Origin of the sequence: Labedella endophytica (assembly GCF_003990045.1) — a bacterium.
In the GTDB taxonomy this organism is placed as follows: domain Bacteria; phylum Actinomycetota; class Actinomycetes; order Actinomycetales; family Microbacteriaceae; genus Labedella; species Labedella endophytica.
Genome location: NZ_RZGZ01000004.1, coordinates 126009 through 148226 on the forward strand (window position 1 = coordinate 126009; position 22218 = coordinate 148226).

The 22218-nt window shown below is 71.3% G+C and carries 23 protein-coding genes; 17 read left to right on the forward strand and 6 right to left on the reverse strand.

Annotated elements, in window-relative coordinates:
- Positions 1–183: 183 nt before the first annotated feature.
- The 9 genes from ELQ94_RS13900 to ELQ94_RS13940 all read left to right on the forward strand — a co-directional run bounded on the left by ELQ94_RS13900 (position 184) and on the right by ELQ94_RS13940 (position 8928).
- Positions 184–1674 (forward strand): SDR family oxidoreductase, encoded by a 1491-nt coding sequence (locus ELQ94_RS13900; protein ID WP_127050967.1) that lies wholly within the window; start codon positions 184–186, stop codon positions 1672–1674.
- Between the two features lie 191 nt (positions 1675–1865).
- On the forward strand, positions 1866–2216 hold the full coding sequence (locus ELQ94_RS13905; RefSeq protein ID WP_127050968.1) for a hypothetical protein: 351 nt from the start codon (positions 1866–1868) through the stop codon (positions 2214–2216).
- A gap of 209 nt (positions 2217–2425) precedes the next feature.
- Positions 2426–2896 (forward strand): hypothetical protein, encoded by a 471-nt coding sequence (locus tag ELQ94_RS13910; protein ID WP_127050969.1) that lies wholly within the window; start codon positions 2426–2428, stop codon positions 2894–2896.
- Between the two features lie 94 nt (positions 2897–2990).
- Positions 2991–3596, forward strand: coding sequence for a hypothetical protein (locus tag ELQ94_RS13915; RefSeq protein ID WP_127050970.1), 606 nt, complete (start codon positions 2991–2993; stop codon positions 3594–3596).
- A gap of 238 nt (positions 3597–3834) precedes the next feature.
- Positions 3835–6000, forward strand: coding sequence for a bifunctional copper resistance protein CopD/cytochrome c oxidase assembly protein (locus ELQ94_RS13920; RefSeq protein WP_243697039.1), 2166 nt, complete (start codon positions 3835–3837; stop codon positions 5998–6000).
- A gap of 28 nt (positions 6001–6028) precedes the next feature.
- Positions 6029–6802, forward strand: a complete 774-nt coding sequence (locus ELQ94_RS13925; RefSeq protein ID WP_166404810.1) for a DsbA family protein — start codon at positions 6029–6031, stop codon at positions 6800–6802.
- A gap of 168 nt (positions 6803–6970) precedes the next feature.
- The gene (locus ELQ94_RS13930) at positions 6971–7231 is read left to right on the forward strand and encodes a hypothetical protein (RefSeq protein WP_127050972.1); all 261 of its coding nucleotides are present in this window, start codon (positions 6971–6973) and stop codon (positions 7229–7231) included.
- A gap of 502 nt (positions 7232–7733) precedes the next feature.
- Positions 7734–7988: a hypothetical protein gene (locus tag ELQ94_RS13935; protein WP_127050973.1), complete on the forward strand. Its 255-nt coding sequence runs from the start codon at positions 7734–7736 to the stop codon at positions 7986–7988.
- A 361-nt stretch (positions 7989–8349) separates the two neighbouring features.
- A complete protein-coding gene (locus ELQ94_RS13940; RefSeq protein ID WP_127050974.1) occupies positions 8350–8928 on the forward strand; it encodes a hypothetical protein in 579 nt (192 codons plus the stop codon).
- Positions 8929–8940: 12 nt separating this feature from the next.
- On the opposite strand, the gene ELQ94_RS13945 is transcribed toward ELQ94_RS13940, so the two are convergent.
- Both ELQ94_RS13945 and ELQ94_RS13950 read right to left on the reverse strand, forming a co-directional pair.
- Complete coding sequence (locus ELQ94_RS13945) at positions 8941–10125, reverse strand: hypothetical protein (RefSeq protein ID WP_127050975.1); 1185 nt, start codon at positions 10123–10125, stop codon at positions 8941–8943.
- Between the two features lie 53 nt (positions 10126–10178).
- Entirely contained in the window at positions 10179–10661 is a 483-nt protein-coding gene (locus ELQ94_RS13950) for a MarR family winged helix-turn-helix transcriptional regulator (protein ID WP_127050976.1), read from the reverse strand.
- 40 nt (positions 10662–10701) lie between these two features.
- Between ELQ94_RS13950 and ELQ94_RS13955 the strand changes: the two genes are divergently transcribed.
- Positions 10702–11640 carry an EamA family transporter gene (locus ELQ94_RS13955; RefSeq protein WP_127050977.1) on the forward strand — a complete coding sequence of 313 codons (939 nt, stop codon included), beginning with the start codon at positions 10702–10704 and terminating at the stop codon, positions 11638–11640.
- Positions 11641–11650: 10 nt separating this feature from the next.
- Positions 11651–12223: a YdeI/OmpD-associated family protein gene (locus ELQ94_RS13960; RefSeq protein ID WP_127050978.1), complete on the forward strand. Its 573-nt coding sequence runs from the start codon at positions 11651–11653 to the stop codon at positions 12221–12223.
- A 21-nt stretch (positions 12224–12244) separates the two neighbouring features.
- Here ELQ94_RS13960 and ELQ94_RS13965 read toward each other — a convergent pair whose 3' ends face one another.
- Positions 12245–13738, reverse strand: a complete 1494-nt coding sequence (locus tag ELQ94_RS13965; RefSeq protein WP_127050979.1) for an amidohydrolase — start codon at positions 13736–13738, stop codon at positions 12245–12247.
- A 192-nt stretch (positions 13739–13930) separates the two neighbouring features.
- Here ELQ94_RS13965 and ELQ94_RS13970 point away from each other — a divergent pair, with 192 nt between their 5' ends.
- The 4 genes from ELQ94_RS13970 (at position 13931) to ELQ94_RS13985 (ending at position 17160) form a co-directional block, all read left to right on the forward strand.
- The gene (locus ELQ94_RS13970; RefSeq protein ID WP_127050980.1) at positions 13931–14647 is read left to right on the forward strand and encodes a hypothetical protein; all 717 of its coding nucleotides are present in this window, start codon (positions 13931–13933) and stop codon (positions 14645–14647) included.
- 5 nt (positions 14648–14652) lie between these two features.
- Positions 14653–15474 carry a helix-turn-helix domain-containing protein gene (locus ELQ94_RS13975; RefSeq protein ID WP_127050981.1) on the forward strand — a complete coding sequence of 274 codons (822 nt, stop codon included), beginning with the start codon at positions 14653–14655 and terminating at the stop codon, positions 15472–15474.
- A 229-nt stretch (positions 15475–15703) separates the two neighbouring features.
- Complete coding sequence (locus ELQ94_RS13980) at positions 15704–16249, forward strand: hypothetical protein (RefSeq protein ID WP_127050982.1); 546 nt, start codon at positions 15704–15706, stop codon at positions 16247–16249.
- Between the two features lie 23 nt (positions 16250–16272).
- Positions 16273–17160 carry a pentapeptide repeat-containing protein gene (locus ELQ94_RS13985; protein ID WP_127050983.1) on the forward strand — a complete coding sequence of 296 codons (888 nt, stop codon included), beginning with the start codon at positions 16273–16275 and terminating at the stop codon, positions 17158–17160.
- On the opposite strand, the gene ELQ94_RS13990 is transcribed toward ELQ94_RS13985, so the two are convergent.
- Positions 17117–19054: an AfsR/SARP family transcriptional regulator gene (locus ELQ94_RS13990; protein ID WP_127050984.1), complete on the reverse strand. Its 1938-nt coding sequence runs from the start codon at positions 19052–19054 to the stop codon at positions 17117–17119. The genes ELQ94_RS13985 and ELQ94_RS13990 overlap by 44 nt on opposite strands.
- 91 nt (positions 19055–19145) lie before the next feature.
- Here ELQ94_RS13990 and ELQ94_RS13995 point away from each other — a divergent pair, with 91 nt between their 5' ends.
- On the forward strand, positions 19146–20069 hold the full coding sequence (locus ELQ94_RS13995) for an alpha/beta fold hydrolase (RefSeq protein ID WP_127050985.1): 924 nt from the start codon (positions 19146–19148) through the stop codon (positions 20067–20069).
- Between the two features lie 164 nt (positions 20070–20233).
- Entirely contained in the window at positions 20234–20716 is a 483-nt protein-coding gene (locus ELQ94_RS14000; RefSeq protein ID WP_127050986.1) for a pyridoxamine 5'-phosphate oxidase family protein, read from the forward strand.
- Positions 20717–20889: 173 nt separating this feature from the next.
- Here ELQ94_RS14000 and ELQ94_RS14005 read toward each other — a convergent pair whose 3' ends face one another.
- Together ELQ94_RS14005 and ELQ94_RS14010 are read right to left on the reverse strand one after the other, a co-directional pair.
- Complete coding sequence (locus tag ELQ94_RS14005; protein ID WP_243697040.1) at positions 20890–21573, reverse strand: DUF4166 domain-containing protein; 684 nt, start codon at positions 21571–21573, stop codon at positions 20890–20892.
- Positions 21570–22184 carry an SRPBCC family protein gene (locus tag ELQ94_RS14010; RefSeq protein WP_127050987.1) on the reverse strand — a complete coding sequence of 205 codons (615 nt, stop codon included), beginning with the start codon at positions 22182–22184 and terminating at the stop codon, positions 21570–21572. The genes ELQ94_RS14005 and ELQ94_RS14010 overlap by 4 nt, the downstream gene beginning before the upstream one ends.
- Positions 22185–22218 lie beyond the last annotated feature (34 nt).

Below are 22218 nucleotides of genomic sequence, written 5' to 3' on the forward strand. Positions count from 1 at the left end.
CGATATGTGGCGCCATACCGCCGCGTATCGGCACGAACGCCCTCCTTCATGGGACTCGACCGTTCTTGGTCGCGGATGGTCGTGACGCGTGACGCGTGACCAGCGGCGGGCGCTGCGGGTACCGCGGGTGGGCGGGGTGCGCAACGGGGAACGGCGTTCAGGCGGGAGACGTAGCGTCGGAGCATGGACACTCCCGATACCCGCAAACTCGTGCTCGTCACCGGCGCGACCGGTTACATCGGCGGGCGCCTTGCCCCGCGTCTGCTCGACGCCGGCTACCGTGTCCGTGTCCTCGCGCGTAACCCCGATCGCTTGCGCGACGTGCCGTGGGCCGGCGACGTGGAGATCGTGCGCGGCGACCTGCTCGACGAGGATTCGCTCGAGGCGGCGTTCGACGGTGTGGACATCGCCTACTACCTCGTTCACTCCATGACCGGGTCGCACGGGAAGAACGCCTTCGAGGACTCCGAGCGACGCTCGGCCGAGAACGTCGCGCGCGTGGCGAAGGCCGCTGGGGTGTCGCGGCTCGTCTACCTCGGCGGCCTCCACCCGGACGACGCGACGCTCTCCCGCCACCTGCAGTCGCGCACCGAGGTGGGCGAGATCCTCCTCGCCTCGGGTGTGCCGACGGCGGTGCTGCAGGCGGGCGTCGTGATCGGATCGGGATCCGCGTCGTTCGAGATGGTGCGCCACCTCACCGAGGTGCTGCCGTACATGCCGGCGCCGCGCTGGGTGCGCAACAAGATCCAGCCGATCGCCGTGCGCGACGTCATGCACTACCTGATCGGCTCGGCGGAACTTCCCGACGACGTGAACCGCACGTTCGACATCGGCGGCCCCGACGTGCTGCGCTACGGCCAGATGATGAACGGCTACGCCGTGGAAGCGGGCCTGCCGCAGCGGCCCATCGCGCCGCTCCCCGTGCTGACCCCCCGGCTCGCCTCGCACTGGGTGAACCTCGTGACGCCGATCCCGCGCAGCCTCGCGATGCCGCTCGTCGAGTCCCTCCAGCACGAATGCGTCGTGCGCGAGCACGACATCGACACGTACATCCCGGAACCCGATGGCGGACTCACAGGCTACCGGCGGGCCGTTCGACTCGCGCTCAACAAGGTGCGCGACGGATCCGTCGAGACGAGTTGGCAGGACGCCTCGGTCGCCGACGCCCCGAGCGACCCTCTGCCGAGCGACCCCGACTGGTCGGGCCACACCGTCTTCACCGACGACCGCACGCGGAAGACCGACGCGTCGCCCGACCGGGTGTGGGCCGTGATCGAGGGGATCGGCGGCGAGAACGGCTGGTACTCGTTCCCGCTGGCGTGGGCGGTGCGCGGCTGGATGGACAAAGCAGTCGGCGGCGTGGGGCTCCGCCGCGGACGCCGCCACCCCACCCGGCTCAACATCGGCGAGGCGCTCGACTGGTGGCGCGTGGAGAAGCTCGACCGCGGCCACTTCCTCCGCCTCCGCGCCGAGATGAAGGTTCCGGGACTCGCCTGGCTCGAGCTGAGCGTGGAGCCGGACGGTGCGGGCACGAGCTACCGCCAGCGTGCGGTGTTCTTCCCCGCTGGCCTCGCGGGCCGGCTCTACTGGTTCGCGATCCTGCCGTTCCACGGCGTCATCTTCGCGGGCATGGCCCGCCGCATCACGGCCGAGGCGGCCCGCACCGACGCCTGACGACCCCGCCGTTGCGCACGCAACGTCTCGTCGCGGGTGGAATTTCACCCGCAGAACCCAGTCGCGTGCGCAAAAACCCGACGATAGGAAAGGACGGGGCGGGCGCGGTCCGCTGGCACTGGGCTGAGCGTGCCTGCGAGCGTGAGCGTCACACGAGCGCGAAGCGGTGCCGTGAGCCGTAGGCTTCCGGCATGCCGGAGGACTGGATCGAGCACCGTCGCGGGATCGACGGCGAACTCCTCGGGTGGATGCGCCCGGATGGCGACGGCTTCGTCGTGATCGACCTCCTCGGCCGCGAGCGATCCGCCGCCCTCGACTGGCTCGACGCGGAGGAGCTGCTCGAGGAACTCGGCATCGGCTACCTCGCCGACCCTTACGAGCTGCGGCTCGAGAGCGGGGCGTGGTTGCGCGTGCGTCTCGCCGAGGTGTCGTCGCGCCGGATCCGGGTGAAGAAGGACGACTGGGGCGACATGTCGGCACCCCAGCTCTTCTACGACCTGCCCTTTCCGCCGCGCGACGCCCTCCGCCCGCTCCAGCGCTAATCGCTCCGCGACCGGCGGCCCACCGGCATCCGCGCACGGCGCCGGGGAGTGTCTGCGTACGCAAAAACCTTCCGCGGGTGAAACTTCACGCGCGCAACGCAGTTGCGTGCGCATCTGCATCTGCATCTGCGGGTGTGGGCTGTGGAGTGCGGCGGGTCGGGCAGGGACGGGGTCTTGAGCGCGACGGGGGATAGCGCCAGACTCGCGGGATGACGTGGACTCTCGGAATGAGGCGGACGGGTGTGATGGAGCGGACGGGCGGGATGAGGCGGATGCGACGAGTGGGGCTCACAGCCGGACTCGGTCTCGTGATGGCGGCGGCGCTCGCCGGGTGCGCAAGCCCCGGCGGGTACGCGGTGATCGACGCCGAGCCCGCGGCCGACAGCCCGGCACTCCCCGAGCTGCCCGACTACGCGCTCGACAACGTCGACGAGTCGACGCTTCGGTACGCGGGCGACGACGACGGAACGCCACTGTGGCTCGGAGTCGGCGCGGAGACGGCGACGATGTGCCTGTTTGCCTACCCGAACGAGACGGAGTGGATCGTCAGTTGCGGCGGTGATGCCGGCCCGCTCGAGATGTCGGGAGCCGGAAGCACCTACCGCCTCCAGCCCGACGGCATGCCGGTGCCCGACGGGTGGACCGCGGTGTCCGAGAACGTGCTCGTCCGCGGCGACTGACGGGACGGAACACGCGTCAGGCGGCCGCGACGGGCGGGATCGCCCTCCCGGAGCGGCCGAATCGGCCCTGGCGCACGTCTGCGAGAATGGACGCATGTCGACGAGTCGCGTGAGCCGGGTCCTCGCCGGGCTCGTCGCCGCGAGCTTCTCGACCTTCGTCGCACTGCTGTCCCACGTCTCCGGCGGCGGGGTCGTGCCCGGCGTGGTCGGCGTCGTGCTCCCGCTCGTGCTCTCGGTGCTCGTCTGCGTGGCGCTCGCCGGCCGGCGCCTCGGCCTCGTGCGACTGTCGCTGTCCGTCGTGATCAGCCAGGTCCTCTTCCACACGCTCTTCGTGCTCGGCGCATCGGGCGGCGTGTCGGCGACCGATCAGGCATCGCACCACGGGAGCGTCGCGCTCACCACCGCGGGGCCGCCCGATCACGCCGCCGGCCACACGAGCCCGGTCATGTGGGTCGCGCACGTCGTGGCCGCGAGCGCGACCATCGCCGCACTTCGTCACGCGGACGTGATCCTCTCGAGGCTCGGGGACATCGCCCGTTTCGTCGCCGACTTCGTCGCGCGGCTCACGCTCGTCCTGATCCCGGCCGCCTCCGGTCCGACGCGTGCCCCGCTCGCCCGCGTGGTCCGTCGGGTCCGGGCAGCGACTCGTTCCGTCGGCACCATCAGTCGGCGCGGGCCTCCCCCTCTGTCGATCGCCTGATCCCCGACGTCCCCGAGCCGGCTCCGCCGCTCGTCGGTGTGATCGCCGTGAGCTCGTGACGCGCTGACGAGGAGTCTTCTCCTTGTTCGTGCTGCAGTGCCGGCCGACCGTATCGATGCGCGCGCTCACGCGCCTCCTCGTCGACGTCTCCATCAGTCCCTCCGCCGCACGTCGTCGCCGGCGCGCGCGGAGGGGATTCCGCAGCGCGATCGGCGCTGCACGGGAGGAGCCACACCTCGTGGCCGACGCAACGAATCCATCCACCGACCCTTCGACCCTCTCCGGATCCACGGCGCCCGACCCGTCGGCGCTGGACCCATCGGCCCCGGACTCGTCACCCCCGGACCCGGCACGCCCCGACCCGTCACCCCCGGCCCCCTGGGTGCCGCGCGTCCGCGCCCCCGAGGCGATCATGCTGGCCTCGGTGCCGCTCGCGGTCGTCGTCATGCTCGTGGCCCTCACCGCCACGGGTGACCTCTTCCCCTCGAGCGGCCTCGGGGACCCGGGCCCCCTCGTCTCGATCGGCCTGCCCGTGGCACGCGTGCTGCACGACGCGTCCGCCGCGCTCACGATCGGCGCGCTCCTCGCGGCCACCTTCCTCCTGCCCGGGCAGGAGATCGTCCCGGGCGTCGCCTCGTTCTCGCAGTGGTGGGCGGTGCGGATCGCGCGCTGGGCCGGCACGGCCTGGCTCGCGTCGGGGCTCGTGGTGTTCGTCTTCACCGCCGCCAACACCATCGGTGCCCCGCTCGACTCGCCGACGTTCGCCCGCACGTTCCTCTTCGTGGCGACGGAGCTGGAGATCGGCCAGACGCTGCTCGTCTCGCTCGCCTGCGTGGTCGTGGTTCTCCACATCCTGTTCCTCACGCGGCGGGTGGCCTGGATCGCCGCCGCGACGGCCATCACCGTGGTCGCGCTGCTCCCACTCGCCCTCTCCGGCCACGCGGCCGGCTCCGACGAGCACGGCAACGCGGTGAACAGCCTCGCCGTGCACCTCGTGGGCGTGACCGCGTGGGCGGGCGGACTCGTGGCGGTGATCCTGCTGCGGCGGAGGGTCGGATCCGAGATCGGACGGGTGGTCGCGCGCTACTCCGTGCTCGCGGGCTGGGCCTTCGGAGCCGTCGCGTTCTCGGGCATCGTCAACGCGTCGTTGCGGCTCTCCGGCCCCGCGGACCTGCTCGCCCCGTACGGGATGCTCATCCTCGTGAAGGCGTCGGCGCTCGTCCTCCTCGGACTGGCGGGGGCGTGGCATCGGCGTCGCGTCATCCCCCGCCTGGACGCGGAACCGGGCCGGAGGGGGCCCTTCATCCGCTTGGCCGTGGCGGAGGTCGTCGTCATGGCGATCGCGATGGGCGCGTCCGTCGCCGTGTCGCGGAGCGAGCCCCCGGTGTCGCAGGAGCCCATCGTCGGCGACGCGCGACGCCGACTGCTCGGCTTCGAGTACCCGCCCGACGTGACGCCGCTGCGCATGTTCACCGAGTGGCACATCGACTGGGTGTGGGCGGCCGCCTCGGTCGTCGGGGCGGTCTTCTACGTGCGGTCCGTGCTCCGACTGCGCGCTCGCGGCGACGCGTGGCCGCTCGGCCGGACCGTGGCCTGGGTGGCCGGTTGCGCCGCGCTGCTGTGGGCGACCTCCGGTGGACCCGCCGTCTACGGCCAGGTGCACTTCAGCACCCACATGATCCAGCACATGACGCTCATGATGGTGGTGCCGCCCCTCCTCGTGCTCGGCGGACCGGTCCTCCTCGCCCTGCGGGTGCTCCCGGTGCGCAGTGACGGTGGGCGGGGCCTGCGCGAATGGATGCTCGCCGTGGTGCACTCCCGGTACCTGCGGGTGCTGTCGTACCCGGCCGTCGCCGGCGTGCTCTTCGCGGGCAGCCTCGTGGCCTTCTACTTCACGGGCTGGTTCGAATGGGCGATGTTCGCGCACGAGGGGCACGTGGTCATGACCGTGCACTTCCTCGCCACGGGCTACCTGTTCTTCTGGGTCCTCATCGGGGTCGACCCCGGGCCGCAGCGGCCCACGTACGTGCTGCGGCTGCTGCTCCTGCTCGCGACGCTCGCTTTCCATGCGTTCTTCGGTCTCGCGATCATGTCGAGCGCCACCGTGCTCGCGCATCCGTGGTGGACCGGCCTCGGCTACGCGGACACCGCCGCTCTGCTCGCCGACCAGAAGGTGGGCGGCGGGGTCGCCTGGAGCACCGGCGAGATCCCCGCGGTGCTCGTGGCGCTCGCGATCGTGGCGCAGTGGGTCCGGAGCGACGAGCGGGCGGCGAAGCGCTACGACCGCCGGGCCGATCGCGATGGCGAGGCCGAGCTCACCGCCTACAACGACCGGCTCTCGCGTCTCGGCGAACGCGATGCCGCCTCCGATGGACCCGGCCCACGCGGCCCCGAGCACTCCTGATCACCTCCCCCTCGATAGGAACCTCCCGATGGCCAGCACGAAGAAGAACGAATCCGCCCGCATGCGCGAGATCCGAGAGAAGGCGAACGAACAGCGCCGCGCCGAACTGAAGGCGGCCGCACGCCGTCGCGCGCTCATCCAGGCGGGCATCATCGCGGTGATCATCGCGGTCGTCGCCGGCGGCGCCTTCGCCGTCTACAACGCGAGCCGGGGATCGAGCGAGCTCACGATCCCCGACGCGACGGCGACCGTCTCGGTCGACGGAGCGGAGACGCCGTTCTCGATCGACGAGTCCCGGATCCGCATCGGTGCCGACGACGCACCTGTGACGGTGGGACTCGTCGAGGACTACTCCTGCCCCCACTTCCAGGAGTACGAAGCAGAGATCGGCTCGACGATCACGGACCTCGTCGCGGACGGCTCGATCGCGTTCGAGATGACCCCCGTGCAGATCGTGACGAACTACGGCGTGCGTGCGGGCAGCGCGGCTGCGTGCGTCGCGGTCGACGAGCCGTCGTCGTGGCTGACGGTGCACGAGGCGCTCTTCGAGCGACACGACGGGAGGTCGGACGGGTGGCGGAACACCGACCTGCGCGAGTTCGTCGAGGGTCTCGGCGTCTCGAACACCGATGCGCTCGACTGCATCGAGGACGGGACGTACGAGAACTGGATCCGACAGAATACGACGGCGGCGTCGGAGGCCGGGATCACGAGCACACCGACCCTCCTGATCGACGGTGAGGCCGTGAGCCGTCTCACCGCCGAGCAGCTCCGTGCCCGGGTGGCGTCGCTCTCCGAGTGATCGTCGGCCCCGCGCGGCCCGGTGTCTGAGGAGATCCTGAGATCTCTACACAGTTTCCGGAGAATCCCTCGCGGCACCCCCCGAATAGGGTACAGATGGGAGAAGGGGGATCGCTCCGCTACCCGATTCGGGCGCGCAGGGGCGTCACGAATCGCAAGGAGGCTCCGATTGATCGCGCTCATCGACGACGAGGCGACCTGGGTGTGCGTGATGAAGGCGGATCGCATTCTGGGTCTGCTCCCGGCGCACCAGATCGCGCACCTCGGGGACGCGTTCCCGTGGGCCGTCACGGACAGCGACGTCGCCGTCGCTCGAACACACCTCATCGGCCCTCGGGTGCGCGCGATCGAGGTGGGGCGGCGGCTCGCCCGCCTGGCCGAGGACGAGGATGCGCGCCTCGCCGTCGATCCTCTCAGCGATACGGCGTGAGACCACGGGCGGGTGAGCATTCGTCGGCGTCGTCGTCACCCCGATAGCGACTCGCGCGGATTGTCCCCTTTTCGAGGGTGACCCCAGTACGGGGGCTACTCGCGTCGTTTACTTTCCCGTTGTATTGGATTTACCCGAATAGAAAGTACTGAATTGATTACCCGAATCGATGAAGTAGAACCGTCGGCGTGCCCGCTCAGCGAGCGTCGATCCGTTTTCTCAATCCATGTGCGTCAGAGCGCCGAACCGTCCGTGGCGGTGGTAGCGCTCCGCTGAACCACCCTCTCGGAAGATCGAACCCGAATCTCGATCCGACCGTTGCACGATGCCCTCCCGACACCCCTGCAGGCCGACCCAGCCTGGCGTGTACCCGAATTCACCGGGGGTGTGGCGGCTTTGAGCCGCCATTACGACCGATGCTGCGATTTTCTCGACGTTCCCGCGTCATGAATCCCAGCGGTCGTGCTCTCTCGCAGTGAACCCGAAAGAAAGCCCGAACAAAATGATCACCCGAATCGACGAAGACACCATCTGGGAGACCGTCCAGAAGGCCGACCGCCTCCTCAACCGCCTCCCCGCCGAGCAGATCGCCTACCTCGGCGACGATTTCCCCTGGGACGTGACCGAGGACGATGTGGCCATCGCCCGTCGCAGCCTCAAGGGTGCGCGCGTGGGAGCCATCCAGCTCGGCTTCGAGATCGCGCAGCTCACTGTGCGTGAGAACACGGCTCGAGAGGACATCGCGCGCGGCGCGTGACCTCTTGCGTGTCGTCCGGCTCGGGGGAGCCGGTCGGCACTCGCGTCTGGCACGGGTGCGTCCGTGCCAGACGCCACCGGCCGAGCGGACCTGTGCAGTCCGCCGTAGCCGGTCTGACGACGACCGTTGTGCGACTCCCATACCCGGGGCGTCGCACGGCGGTCGTCGTCGTTTGCGCGGGCTCAGCCTTGGGGCGCACGTGCGGCTCGAGGGCGCCACCTCGTCGTGGCGCCCTCGCCGAGCTCGTCGGAGGGCCCCTCTACGGAACGCGACCTGTCGTCCACAATGCGGTCCCTCTGATCGGGGCGGCGCGTCGTCGCACCCCCTGGAGTGCACGTGACGGCTGTGCAAGCCTGGACGTATGACGGATGCACACGAGAAGGACGAGCCCACCCAGGCACCGGCCGCCACCCCGGCACCGATCGCGACCGAGGTCGGAGCGGACGTCGATCGCGCACCCATCGCGGACGTCGGCTCGGCGGTGTTCGAGGGCGTCGAGGCGTACCGTCCCGACGAGGTGTTCCACGGCGTCGCGACATACAGCGGCGACGATGCCTACACGGCCACCCCCGCGACCGGCGGCTCCGCCGCTTACGAGGGAGCGAGCGCCTACGGCGTCGCCGGCGCCTACGAGCCCGAGGGGGCCTACGTGCCCGCCGTCACTCCCGTGGCCGCCGAGGACATCGTGCCGGACGGGGCCGCCCCGTCGAAGAGCGGCGAACCCGCGCGCGTCGACCCGATCGGCGTCTATGTGCCCGAAGACGTGCCGGCTGCTGCGCTCCCGCAGAACGAGATCGCCGACGCGGAAGCCGCATCGACCGATGTGTCGGCCGACGCTGCCGACGCGCTCCCCGGATCCGCGGTGGCACCCGAGACGGGTGAGCCCGTCACCCCGGCCGATGCCACGTCGGGCCCGAGCGCCGTCCGCTTCGACGACTGACCGGCCGAGCGTTCACCTCCTCCGGTCCGCGAGCAACGCGGAGACCTGAGCGCCGATCGCTCCCGCTCGGCGGCCGGCCAGTATCACCGGCTCGTCGTCCGTGACGAGGACCACGGGTCCCGGAACCCACGGGTAGACCGAAGGCGACGAGCCGACGTGCCGGATGTCGCTGATGGGGATGGTCACCGAGGCGGCCTCGCCGCTCACGTCGTGGATCTCGATGGTGTCCCGTGTCGTGTCGACCCGCACGAACCGGGGACCAGACGACAGCACGTCTACTCCGCCCGAGCGCATCGGTTCGACGTGGAGGCGCTGCGCCCGGGCGACCGCCACGGCCACCGCGAGTGCCACGACCATGAGGACGGCGAGGGCGACCACGAGCACCACCGGATTGGCGGCGGCCGAGCGGGCGAGGACGAACACGACGGCCGCTACGATGACGGCCGCCGCGAGGGGGCGCGCCCAGCGGGGGAGTTCCGGCTCCGGGGCGCTCTCGGGTCCGCCGAGCGCCCGTCGCCGCAGCAGATACGCCTGACGATCGAGCGCTGTCCGGTTCCACGCGAGCTGTCGTCGCCAGTACTCATGCCCGGACGTGCAGGAGAGGGCGATCCCCGACACCGCCACGATCCCGGAGGCCACGATCGCCATGACACGGCCGGTCACCTCTCCCGGTTCACGGAGGGTGTCGAAGACGGAGATAGAGGCGAGGATCGCCGTCATCAGTCCGATGACCATCGAGACGATCGGACGCCACCCGGAGAGGGCACCGAGCCGACCGAGGCCGACATTCCGGGCCACGACCTCGAGATCGGCGCTGTCTCGGGCGTCCCAGATCGTCGCGAGGCGGGGGCCGAGGTCGCCCGGTGGGAGTGCGCGCGCGGCCTCGGTGCGGTCGCGCATCGACCAGTCGCGCCGTTCGGCCTCGAGGCGCCCCGAGGTCGTGACGTGACGTCGGAGGATCCAGACCCACACCGCCAGGATCGCGCCGAACACAGCGATCCGGACGGGATTCGGACCGCCGTCGTCCCCTGTGAGACCGGCCGCGAGAAGTGCGATACTCGCGATGATCGGCGGCCCGAGCCGTCGCACCGCCCACCGCCGGTTCGTCAGCCCGGCGAGCGTCGCACGCTGCATCGTCAGGAGTTCGGCGCGCGTCGTCGCACGCCGCTCACCGCCGGTGTGCGACTCGCTGCTCATGTTCTCCCCGGGGCCGATTCGGTGCTCGACAGGATAGGGGGCGGTCAGGCGCGTCAGCCAGTCGTCGAGCCCACGCGGCCGAGGAGCGACGCGAGGGTTCGGCGCTCCTCGGCGCTGAGGGAGGAGAGGAGATCCTCTTCGGTGGCGAGGTGGTCGGGGAGCACGCTGTCCACGAGTTCGGCGCCCGCGGACGTGAGCTCGACGAGCTTTCCCCGCCGGTCCTCCGGGTGGGGGAGTCGCCGGATGAGGCCGAGGGCTTCGAGTCGGTTGAGGCGCTGCGCGACGGCGCTCGACGTGACCATCGCGTCCTCCGCGAGCTGCGCCGGCGTGATCCGATAGGGAGCGCCTTGGCGTGTGAGCGTCGCGAGCACGTCGAAGGTGCCGGAGTCGATGCCGTGACGGGTGAAGGTCGCATCGAGCTGCGACTGCACGCGGGCGACGGCCCGGCTGAGTCGGCCGATGACGCCCATCGGCGCCACGTCCAGATCGGGTCGTTCGATCGCCCATTGCGCGAGGATGTGGTCGACGTGATCCATCACCCGATCATATCGCTAAGCACTGAGCTACTATAGCTAAGTGCTTAGCAACAGGACTCTCGTCATCCTCCTCACCGCCCTCGCGCCCGCGCTGTGGGGAACGACCTACATCACGGCGTCGACCGTCTTCGAGCCGGGTCACCCGTTGCTCACGGCCACACTGCGCGCCCTGCCCGCCGGGCTGATCCTGCTCGCGATCGCTCGCCGCCGTCCGCGCGGCGCCTGGTGGTGGAAGTCCGTGGTCCTCGGCACACTCAACATCGCGGTGTTCTTCGGGTGCCTCTTCGTGGCGGCCGATCGCCTCCCGGGTGGTGTGGCCGCCGTGATCGGCGGGGTCCAGCCCCTGCTCGTCGCCGTCCTCGGCGCGCGGTTCCTCGGAGAGCGCATCAACACCCTCATCCTGGGCGCCGGCGTGGCCGGGGTGGTGGGTGTGGGCCTCATCGTGCTGCAGGCGCACGCGGGGCTCGACGCGCTCGGGGTCGGGGCGGCACTCGGCGGCGCCGCATCGATGGGAGTCGGGACCATCCTCGCGAAGCGCTGGGCCGGGTCCCACGCTCCGATCGCGACGACGTCCTGGCAACTCCTCGCCGGTGGGCTCGTCCTCGCCGTGGCCACCGCCGTGATGGAGCCGCTGCCCACCGCGGTACCGGGCATCGCCGCGATCCTCGGCCACGTCTACCTCGCGGTCGTCGGCACCGCCCTCGCCTACGTGCTCTGGTTCCGCGGCATCGCGATCCTGCCCACCCGCATCCCGGCCTTCCTGGGTCTGCTCAGCCCGATCGTCGCCCTCGGTATCGGACTCACCGTGGCGGGTGAGACCCTCTCCCTCACTCAGATACTCGGGCTCGTCCTCGTGCTGGCGTCCGTGGCGGTCGCGGTCGTGACGTCCACACGCGGTTCGACACCGCCCGGGTCCCGCGGTGCGTCGAACACGACCGGGCGCAGACCGGCGGGTGCGGGTGTCGGGGCTCGCTCGTAGGATGAGCGCCATGGTGAGCTTCGCGGACAAGCCCATCCTCGACCTCACGATCGAGCAGTGGGAGAAGTATCTGGCCGCGTCGCCGGATGACGGCGGCGTCCGACTGAAGCTGCGCAAGAAGAACTCACAGGCTCCCGGGATCACCTGGTCGGAGGCGCTCGACGTCGCCCTCTGCTACGGCTGGATCGACGGACAGGCCGGACGCTTCGACGAGGACTACACGCTCCAGGCGTTCACGCCGCGGCGGAAGAACAGCCCGTGGTCGCAGATCAATCGCGAGCACGTCGCGCGCCTCGTCGAGGAGGGGCGGATGCGACCCGGCGGGCTCGCCGAGATCGAGCGGGCGAAGGCCGACGGCCGCTGGGACGCGGCATACCGGCAGAAGGACGCCGTCGCACCGCCCGACCTGCAGGCGGCGCTCGATGCGAACCCCGAGGCCGCCGCGTTCATCGCCGGGCTGTCGGCGGTCGCCCGGTTCCGCATCTACTTCCGGCTCGGCACCATCAAGACGCCAGCGGTGCGTGCGGCGCGGATCGCCGACGTCGTGGAGAAGGCGGCCCGCGGCGAGGACCACTACGGCTGAACGCGGCTGCGCCGCCGTCCGCTACAACGCGTCGGAGCGGAAGGTGAAGCGGCCCGCCAGCAGGGTCGCCGCCACGGGCATACGGCGGAACACGTCGTCGTCGACCTCGAGCGGATCGGCGTCGAGGAGCACGATGTCGGCGACGTCGCCCACCGCCACCTCGGTGCGCCCCCGGGACGAGGCGGTCAGGGCGTCGCGGCGCGAGACCGCCTGCTCGGGGTGCCACGGCTCGCGGCCGTCGTCGCGGGCCCGTGCGGTCGCGGCGGACATCGTGATCCACGGGTCGAGCGGGGCGACGGGGGCGTCCGATCCGAAGGCGAGCGTCGCACCCGCCTCGCGCAGGGAACGCAGGGGGAATGCGCGGTCCGTCTGGCCCGGCCAGTTGAGCTCGGCCGCATCGCGGTCGTCGAGGGCGTGCTCGGGCTGGACGCTCGCGGTCACCCCGAGGGCACCGAAGCGCGCGACCTCCTCGGGGCGCAGGAACTGCGCGTGCTCGACGCGGCCGGCCACCCCGACCCGCTCGTACGCATTCAGGGCGATCCGGTTCGCGGCGTCGCCGATCGCGTGCACGGCCGGGGTGAAGCCGGCGGCCGTCGCGCGCTCGAGCAGCGCGACGAGTTCCTCCTCCGTCACCGTGAGCATGCCGTGCCCGCCGTTCGGGTACGCGTCGACGCAATAGGCGGTGCGGGTGTTGAGCGAGCCGTCGATGAGGACCTTGAGCGGACCGGTGCGCAGGAGGTCGGCGGAGGCGTCCGAGATCGGCTCGCCCGTGCGGAGGCCCTCCGCGATCGCGAGGTCGAGGTGTTCCGCGTACACACCCACGTCCACGCGGAAGGTGCGGAAGCCACCGCCGAAGCGGCGCAGCCACCCGTCGCGGTTCCAGGCCATCTCGAGGTCAACGACGCCCACGACGCCGCGGGCCGCGGCGCCGGCCGCCGCCTCCGCGACCCACGCGTCGATCAGGGTGTCGGGGAGATCGGCGAGCGCTTGCGTGATCTCGAACGCGTCGTCCTCGCGCAGGAGACCGTCCTCCGCGAGGGAGACGCCGAATGTCGTGGCGGCGAGCGAGTTCATCCAGACGCAGTGCAGGTCGTGGCTCACGAGCACGGTTGGTCGGTCGCCCATCGCCTCGTCGATCGCCCGCAGGGAGGGCTCGTCCCCCCAGACGGCGTCGCGGAAACCGACGCCCACGAGGATGTTGCCCGGGGAGGCGGTGTCGGTGGGGAACCCGGCGATGAGGGCGAGTGTGGCCGCCGCCGAGTCCGCCGCGGACAGGTCGACGCGCTTCGCGGTGAGCGCCCAGGTCGTGATGTGGGCGTGCTCGTCCCAGAGCCCGGGGATGAGGAATCGCCCACCGGCGTCGATCTCCTCCACGGAGCCGGGCTCGGCCGGGACGCCGGAGGCGGAAACGGAGCCGGAGGCCGTGATGCTCTCGACGACGCCGTCCCGGATGCGGACATCGAGGAGATCGGTCTCACCGGGGCGACGGACGGAGCGTAGGACGAGGGAGGTCATCGAGGGAAACACTAGCGAAGCGGAAGGCCCGTTGGGCCCGCCGCGGGTCCGTGGCGCGCGCGGCGTGGTGGGGCGTCCGCCGGGGACCAGAGCTTGTCCCCCTTTTAGAGGACACCTGAAAGGGGAGGCGCGCTCAGGTTGTGCCCGATTGTACGGTGAAGGAGCATCCTTTCACCCGAGAGAGGTAACGCAATGGATTCACCCGTATCCACTCTTCTTCTTCCCGTCGGCATCGTGCTGGGCGCCATCGCCCTCGTGACGCTGGTGTCGGCCGTCCTCGAGCGTCGTTACGCCCGCTTGGTCGCCCGATCGCCGCGCGTCGAGCGCCTCGTCGAGCTGTTCGCCGAGCCCGCACCGGCGGAGGCAGCCCAGTCCGAGCTCCTCGTCGCCCTGGGCACGGCACTCGGCACCCCACCGGATGCGCCGTCCGTCGAATCGAGCGCCCGCACGGTGAGCGCCGACGCCGTCCGGCGCATCGTCGATCCGAGCATCCCGTCCGTCCACCAGTCGCACCCGTGGCGCCCGACGGTCGTCCCGGAGTTCTCCGCCCAGGTCCTCGGCTACGACGCCTCGAAGGCGTGGACTCGCGAGGAGAGCGACGGTCTCGTCGCCCTCGTCCACCTGGGGACCGACCTGCGTGCGCTCGCGGCCGAGATGCGTGTCGACGATCGCGTCCTCGTGGCCGAGCTCGCGCGGCGTCTTTACGGGGCGGTCGACCCGGTGGTCGACCCGACCTGCCCACGCACCGGTCGACCGTGGAGAGCATCCGAGTTGTCCGGCGCCGAGTCTGTCGTGCACGGAGCCTGCCTCTCCGAGACCGCCGCCCGCCTCGGCCGAGACCAACTCGACGTGGTCTCCCGTCTCATCCGCGACGGCCGTCGGACGGCCACCGCGACGACGGCATGGTGACGGGCGTGGACGCTTTCAGCGCACTGGGCTTCGACGCGAGCGCCGCCGAGGTGCTCTCCGTCCTCGTCATCCTGGGGGCCGCGTCCCTCGTCGTGGCCATTGCGCTCGTGATCGCCCAGCGGTTCGAACGGCGCTCCGTCGCGGCAGACCGATCCCTCGCGGGTGAGCGGCTCGCCGGACCGGACGAGCGGACCGCCGCCCGGACCGGGACGGACACGTTCGGGCGGGATGATGCCGCAGAGGAGAACGGCGCGCTCGCTCACGGGGCGTTCGTCGTCGCGCTGTCGGGCGCCGGCGTCGATCGGGGGACGACCGGGAGGACGCGACCGGTTCGCCACGGGTCGCTCATCGTGATCGACGACGACCTCATGCCCGCGACCGACGTCGTGCCGTGGCAGCTGTCGTCGTCCGACTGGGCGCAGGCCGACAGCGACGAGATGGTCGAGCTGCTGTCCACCGGTTTCCGCGTGGACGAGCTCGCGGCCGAGTTCGGAGTCGAGAGCTGCTCCGTCCTCGTGGAGCTCGCCCGTCGGGTCTTCGGCGCCCTCGAGCCCGTCCTGGATCCGAGCGCTCGCCGCTTCGGTCAGCCGTGGACCGAGACCGAGCAGCGCACGCTGCTATCGGCCGCATCGGCGGGCCTCGGGATACCCGACATCGCCAGACAGCTGGGGCGCGATCAGCTGTCGACGGTCTCGCGACTGCTCGAGCTCGCGGCCGACGAGCGGGAGAAGCGACGACTGGCCCGGCGCGGCCAGGGTGCCGTGGCGCTCGCCGGCGTGACCCAAGCCGGTCCGGCGCAGCCGCGCGAGGTGGCGATCCACCGCTAGGAGCGGCGTGGGGTGGGGTGTTCGTGCGGTCCGCGGGCGGAGGGGGACCGGCGGACCGCGCGGTCGCGCCGGGCCACCGGGACGGCCGGGGCCGTCCCGACCTCGCGCCTGCCGTCCGGCGATCCGGGTTACCCTGGACGTACGTGCCCGCGCACGCTCGACGCCCCACGGGCGCGCGTCGAGTCGCCGCACGTGCCACCCCACCCCGCTTTCTCGCCGAAGGATCGTCATGTCCAGTTCCACCCCCGGCATTTGTGCCATCTGCCGTCAGACCGTGGATGTCGCCGAGGGCCGTGTCCTCGACCACCGCCGTCAGGGCACGATGTGCCGCGGATCGGGACTCGCTCCGCGCGTGGCCGCTCCGGCGAAGCGCCAGGCGAAGCGGTCCACCTCCTCCACATCGACGCCGCGCGAACCCGCGACGCCTCGCGTGAAGAAGCCCGCGCAGGCGGCGCTCAACCTCAGCGACGCGTCGACGATGCGGTGCCCGGTGTGCCGCGAGCTCGTGGGCACCTCGTCGACCGGCGGTCTCACGCTCCTGGCCGGCCACACCGTGCGCGGAATGCAGTGCGCCGGTGGTGGCCGCCAGGTGGGTCGGCGCACCGTCGGGGCGATGTGTCCGTCGTGCGGCGAGCTGCACGACGCGCAGATCAACGAGTCCGGCGGCCGGATGACGCGTCACGCCGTGGGCGGTTCGGCGTGCGACGGCTCCGGCGCCGCGCTCGGCGAGGACGAGCTCGGTCGAGTGTTCGCAGCGGAGGCCGCCGCGCGCTGACCCGCGCGCGACGGGGTCGTCGGATGGTGGACACGAGCGGGGCGCAGGCGCACGACGCCGAGCCGGTCGCTGTGCCCGCGCGCGGCGACCGACGGCAGCTGCTGCGCTCCGATTGCGCGTCCTGTTTCGGCCTGTGCTGCGTCGCGCTGTCGTTCTCGCGGTCGTCGGACTTCGCGATCGACAAGGACGCGGGCGAGCCGTGCGTGAACCTGCAGGAGGACTTCGGGTGCGGCATCCACGCGCGCCTGCGGTCGAGCGGGTTCCGCGGCTGCACCGTGTTCGAGTGCTTCGGCGCCGGGCAGAAGGTGGCACAGGGCACCTTCGATGGCGTGAGCTGGCGTGACGACCCGGCCACGCGCGCGTCGATGTTCGCCGTGTTCCCGGTGATGCGGGAGGTGCACGAACTGCTCTGGTACCTGAACGAGGCCGTCGCGCTGTCGACGGGCCCGGCTCATGCGGCGCTGGGCGTTGAGGTGCTCGACGTGCTCGAACGGACGGAGCGCATCGCCGACGGAGCGCCCGAGGAGATCCTCGCGGCGGACGTGCACTCCCACCGCGACGCGGTCGTCGAGCTCCTCGGGCGGGTGAGCGCAGCGGTGCGCGCCTCCTCGCCGAGTGGGAAGCGGATCAAGAGGGTCGGCCCGCGGGCGGACCTCATGGGTGCGCGGCTGGCCGGCACCGACCTCCGGGGAGTGAACCTGCGCGGCAGCTACCTGATCGCGGCCGACCTCCACGGCGCGGATCTGCGGTCCGCGGATCTCATCGGGGCGGATCTGCGCGACACCGACGTGCGAGGTGCCGATCTCTCGACCGCCCTCTTCGTGACGCAGCCGCAGCTGACCGCGGCGATGGGTGACGCGGCGACGCTCATCCCCCCGATCCTCGAGCGACCGGCACACTGGGCGGCGTGAGGTTCGTCGCCGCGTCCGCCCCCGCGGACCCGGCCACCGGGGTGAGGCGGTCGAGCACGGCGGCGATCGGGCCCAGGTCGATGACGGCGCTTCCGGCCGCGCGCTCGCCGCGGGCGGGAGCGAGGGCCTGCACGCAGCGCCGGGCCGCCTCCGCATCGTCGAGGTCGATCGCGGCCTCGGCGAGCAGGCACCAGAGCACCTCGAGGAGGAGACCCTTCGGCGGGTCGGGCGCCTCCCGTAGTGCCGAGAGCGCCTCCTGGCGCCGACCCGAGTGCGCCAGCAGCAGGGGCTGCACCCACGGCGCGTAGGATCCGGGGTCGACCGGTGGGAGTGCACGTCCCGAGCGGAGCGCGCGGGTGACGTCGTCGAGGGCCTCGATCCCCTCCTCGAACCCGGGCATCCGCCCGGTGGGCGGGGGGCGCGTCGCGGCGCCCTCGAACGTCCACCGGAACCACCCCGTGAAGACGGATGCCAAGGTGCGCTCGTGCAGCCCCGCGAGCGCGTCGATCGCATCGGCATGGCGGCGAGCCTGCGCGATGTCGTCGAGCGCGCAGCTCGCCTGCAGCTGGATGAAGAGCCCGGTGATCTCCCACGTGATGCCGGCGGACTGCGCACCCGCGTGGGTGATGTCGGAGCCCAGGTCGCTGCGTTCCACCGCCAGTCCGGTGCGCCAGAAGGTCTGCATGGCGAGCGAACTCTGGGCGAGGCACTGAAGGAGGGGGTCCTCGACGATCAACGAGAGGGACTCCGCCTCCTGGGCTTCCTCCCGTCGGTCCGCCGTGCCGCGCGACTCCATCGCGATCGTGGCGAGCAGCCGTGCCCGCACCCGATCGGGTGCGTCGGGTGGCAACCGGTCGAGGGCCCGTTCCGCGGCGGCGACGATCCGGGCCGCGTGCTCCTCGTCGTCGGAGCGCGTCCAGATGCCCGGGGCCTCGAAGGAGCCCGTGACCTGTGCGACGAGCAGAGGGTCGCCGAGCTCCTCCGCCGCGTCGATGGCCGAGAGTCGCTGCACGCGCGCCACGGCGATGTCACCGGACACGGCGATGCTCGTGAGCACGGGGCCCGAGGACTCGAGCTGCGCGCGAGTGCTCGATCGCGCGAGGGCATCGGCCGTGGACCGCAGCGCCGGGTCGGCGTCGAGCGAGGGGTCCTGGATGCTCAAGCGATGGAAGAGCGTCTCGACGGCCGAGCTCGCGTCGATCCCGAATGCGCGCTCGAGCCGCTCCCGGGCCTCCGACAGCACGCGGAAGGCCTGGGTCGTTCGGCCGTCGCGGTGGAGGGCGAGAGCGAGGAGTCGCCAGGCCTCCTCGTTCCACGGCTGCTCGACGAGGAAACCGTCGAGCAGGGGGACCGCCGTGTCGGGACGGCCCCTGGCGATGCGCGCCTCCGCGAGCTGCTCGACCATGCGCGTGCGGAGGGACGCGATGTTCGCGCGAGCCGGGGCGGCCCACGCACGATCGGCGAACTCCTCGAACGCCGATCCGCGCCACTCGAGGAGGGCCTCGGTGAGGAGATCGTCGGCCCGGTCGGGCGGCTGCGCCGACGCCGCCGACGGTGCGTGGCCGACGCTCCACGCGTCGACGGCGCGCTCCGGGACGCGGAACGCGTAACCGTCGACCACGGTTACGAGCTCGGAGGGAGGCGCGCCTGCAGCCCGATCGGGCTCCAGAGCCCGTCGAAGCTCGCCCACGAACGTGCGGACGGCCCCCACCGCTCCGGGTGGCGGGTCGCCGTCCCACAGGTCGTCGATGAGGGCGTTCGTCGACACGACGCGGCCGTGCGCCGCGACGAGGATGCCGAGCAGCTCCCGTAGCCGCGGCTTCGTGATGGGCAGGGCGCGCCCGCCGCGTTCTGCCTCGATGGGGCCGAGGATGCGGATGCGGAGGTCGCTCATGCACACACGCTAACCCCTGCCACCGACGCGCTGATCGAGCGCTGATCGGACCCGTGGAGGGTGGACTCACCTGTGGACGAAAGGACAAGAGATGACCATCACCCTCCCCGGATTCGAGTACCACCGCATCGCCGTGCCGGCCAGTAGCGAGAGCAGCGGGAGCGGCGAGAGTGGCACAGATGCCGCGCCCGTCGAGCTCAATGTCGCCGTGGCGGGATCCGGCCCCGCCGTCGTGCTCCTCCACGGCTTCCCGCAGACGCACCTCATGTGGCGTCACGTCGCGGCCGACCTCGCCGCCGACCACACTGTGATCGTGCCGGATCTCCGCGGCTACGGTGCGAGCGCCAAGCCCGCCGAGGCCGACGAGCACACGTACTCCAAGCGCACGATGGCGGCGGACGTCGTCACGGTGGCTGCAGCCCTCGGCCACGACCGGTTCGCGCTCGCCGGCCACGACCGCGGTGCCCTCGTCGCGATGCGCGCCGCCCTCGATCACCCCACCACCGTCACCCACCTGCTGACGCTCGACGTGCTCCCGACGCTCGACATGTGGGAGATCCTCCGCGGCGTGGACGCGAAGGTGGCGTGGCACCTCTATCTCATGGCACAGCCCGTCGGCGTTCCGGAGCCCATGATCGAGGCGACGGCCGACGCGTTCTTCGCCTCCTTCCTCGACGGCTGGGTGTCGCGGCCGGACGCGATCCCGTCCGAGTACCGGGCGGAGTACCTGCGGGCGTCGCGCGAGGCGGTGTGGTCGATCGTCGCGGACTACCGCGCGTCAGCCGGCATCGACGTGCGACACGACCGGGAGGACCGCGACGCCGGGCGGACACTGACGATGCCGGTGGCCGTGATGCAGCAGGACTGGGGCGCGCAGCTCGGCTACGACGGCGCGGCCCTCTGGGGTGCGTGGGCCCCCGACCTCGACCACCGGATCCTCGACGCCGGCCACTTCATGGCGGAGGAATCGCCCGCGGTCGTCGCGGCCGCGATCCGCGAGTTGCTGGCCCGGTAGGGCGCCGCGACGGCTCGAAACCGTTTGCGAGAGCAGATGGATGGGGCGGAAGCAATGCCCCCGTCGATCCGGGCATCAGGACAGGGCCCGGTCGTAGGCTGCGAACATCAGGCCGTCGACGCCCCGATCGGGCGCCGCGGATCGACCGATCGAAAGGATCTACCGTGACTGACACCACTGACGGCACCGCGAAGGTCGCCGAACTCCTCAAGGACTTCCGCTTCGCCATGTTCACGACCATCGACGAGCAGGGCAAGCTCGTCGCCCACCCCCTCACCGTGCAGGAGCGCGAGTTCGACGGTGACCTCTGGTTCATCATCGGCCGGAACGCCTCCGCGGTGACGCATCTCGACATCAACCCGAGCGCGGGCGTCTCGCTCTCCTCGAACGATTCGTGGGTGTCGCTCTCCGGCACCGGAGCGGTCGTCGAGGACACCGCCAAGCTGAAGGACCTCTGGAACCCTGCCGTCGAGGCGTGGTTCCCGGACGGACCCACCGACCCGAACGTGACGCTGCTGAGGTTCTCCGCCGACAGCGCCGAGTACTGGGACAGCCCCGGCGGAAAGGTCGCCTCGGTCCTGAGCTTCGTGAAGTCGAAGGTCACGGGCGAGGCGCTCGAGGGCGACAACGCCAAGGTCGACCTCTAGGTCACGAGCGCGGTCTCCCGTATCACGCTTCGACAGGCTCAGCGACCGGTTCCCCCGGTTCCTGGGCCTGTCGCGCGAGTGCGATCGGTCCCTGAGCTTGTCGAAGGGTGGTGACCCGAGACTTCCGCGGCATGGTTCGACAGGCCCAACGACCGCTCGCGTCTCCCCCGCGCTCAGGCGCGGCGCTCGTGGCGGCGCGGTTTGAGGCGCGTGGGCGCGTCCGTGGCCGGCGGGAACTCGCACATGAACGTGCCCTCGTAGCCGAAGAGGAAACCGCACACACGATTCCGCACCTCGAGGCGGATGCGGAAGCACTCCGCGGCGTCGTCGTACGACTCCACGAGTTCCGCGTAGCCGCTCGCTATCATGGGAAAGCGGAACGAGGCCGGCCCCTCGTGGAACCGTTGCACGCCCGATCGGAGTCGGAGCGCACCGTCGGGATCGACGCTCAGGTCCAGGTCGACCGCGAGATGCTGGTGGGTGCCGAGGTAGTCCACGATCCGGCCGTCGTGGAGGATCATCGTCGCGTCGAATCGTGCGGGACGGCCCGACGGCCTCGCCCGGTATTCGCGGACGAAGGTGACCGTCTCCCGACCGAACGGATCGCGGTACGGGTAGTTCTCGACGGTGAACGGGACGTTCTCGCCGACCTCCGCGACGAGGATGTTGCGGAGACGGCCGAACTGCAGGAACGGCACCGTCCACCACGGCCCGCGGCGGATGCGCGTGATCGTGCCGGACCCCACACACGCGTAGCCCGCATCGAGTCCGACCCCGAATCGCTTCTGCAGCATCGGGTGCAGGCGTTCGAAGTCGGCACCCATCGCCTGGGCGAACAAGGACGTCGTCGCGGTCACGGTGCCTCCAGGCGCGAGAGTGTCTCGGGGCTGTCGCGCATCGCGTCGCCCCGGGTGGGGTGGGTTCGGATGCAGCGGGACGCACGCGGCCGGTCCGTCCGCCAGACGACGAGGGCCGAGAGAGGCGGCCAGCGTTCCGGTTCCACGCCGGTCTCGGCCCAGATCCGCAATCGGTCGAAGCTCCACGCCGTCATCCATCCGACGGCTTTCCGCAGGACGAGTCGATCGAGCGTGGATCCCCACCCGGGTTCGTAGTCGAAGCCCGTCACGAAGCGCGTCCCGCCGTCGACGGGCGTGTAGCGCCAGTATCCGCGCCCCTCGCCGAGCGGGGAGAGGCGGTCGTCCGTGTCGAAGCGGAGGGCGGAGGTGCGGGTGCCGTCCGCCGCTTCGCGCTCGCCGAGCGACGTCCCGGTGCCGACGATCGTGTGCAGAAGGAGACTCCGCTCGTACCGGAAGCGGTACCCGCCGGACTCCAGACGCTCGGGCAGCGGTTCGATGCGACTGAAGCGCAGGTCCCATCGCGCGTGAAGGATCGGGTCCTGCGTCAACTCCCACACGCGCTCGATCGGCGCGCGGATGGTCGTCTCCACGTACACCGGCGACCGACCCATGGCATCAGCATGCCGTACGCGCCGCGGTCGCACC

Coding starts and splice junctions, on each gene's coding strand:
- ELQ94_RS13900 (WP_127050967.1), top strand. CDS start 184: ATGGACACTCCCGATACCCGCAAACTCGTGCTCGTCACCGGCGCGACC.
- ELQ94_RS13905 (WP_127050968.1), top strand. CDS start 1,866: ATGCCGGAGGACTGGATCGAGCACCGTCGCGGGATCGACGGCGAACTC.
- ELQ94_RS13910 (WP_127050969.1), top strand. CDS start 2,426: ATGACGTGGACTCTCGGAATGAGGCGGACGGGTGTGATGGAGCGGACG.
- ELQ94_RS13915 (WP_127050970.1), top strand. CDS start 2,991: ATGTCGACGAGTCGCGTGAGCCGGGTCCTCGCCGGGCTCGTCGCCGCG.
- ELQ94_RS13925 (WP_166404810.1), top strand. CDS start 6,029: ATGGCCAGCACGAAGAAGAACGAATCCGCCCGCATGCGCGAGATCCGA.
- ELQ94_RS13935 (WP_127050973.1), top strand. CDS start 7,734: ATGATCACCCGAATCGACGAAGACACCATCTGGGAGACCGTCCAGAAG.
- ELQ94_RS13940 (WP_127050974.1), top strand. CDS start 8,350: ATGACGGATGCACACGAGAAGGACGAGCCCACCCAGGCACCGGCCGCC.
- ELQ94_RS13945 (WP_127050975.1), bottom strand. CDS start 10,125: ATGAGCAGCGAGTCGCACACCGGCGGTGAGCGGCGTGCGACGACGCGC.
- ELQ94_RS13950 (WP_127050976.1), bottom strand. CDS start 10,661: ATGGATCACGTCGACCACATCCTCGCGCAATGGGCGATCGAACGACCC.
- ELQ94_RS13960 (WP_127050978.1), top strand. CDS start 11,651: ATGGTGAGCTTCGCGGACAAGCCCATCCTCGACCTCACGATCGAGCAG.
- ELQ94_RS13965 (WP_127050979.1), bottom strand. CDS start 13,738: ATGACCTCCCTCGTCCTACGCTCCGTCCGTCGCCCCGGTGAGACCGAT.
- ELQ94_RS13970 (WP_127050980.1), top strand. CDS start 13,931: ATGGATTCACCCGTATCCACTCTTCTTCTTCCCGTCGGCATCGTGCTG.
- ELQ94_RS13980 (WP_127050982.1), top strand. CDS start 15,704: ATGTCCAGTTCCACCCCCGGCATTTGTGCCATCTGCCGTCAGACCGTG.
- ELQ94_RS13985 (WP_127050983.1), top strand. CDS start 16,273: ATGGTGGACACGAGCGGGGCGCAGGCGCACGACGCCGAGCCGGTCGCT.
- ELQ94_RS13990 (WP_127050984.1), bottom strand. CDS start 19,054: ATGAGCGACCTCCGCATCCGCATCCTCGGCCCCATCGAGGCAGAACGC.
- ELQ94_RS13995 (WP_127050985.1), top strand. CDS start 19,146: ATGACCATCACCCTCCCCGGATTCGAGTACCACCGCATCGCCGTGCCG.
- ELQ94_RS14010 (WP_127050987.1), bottom strand. CDS start 22,184: ATGGGTCGGTCGCCGGTGTACGTGGAGACGACCATCCGCGCGCCGATC.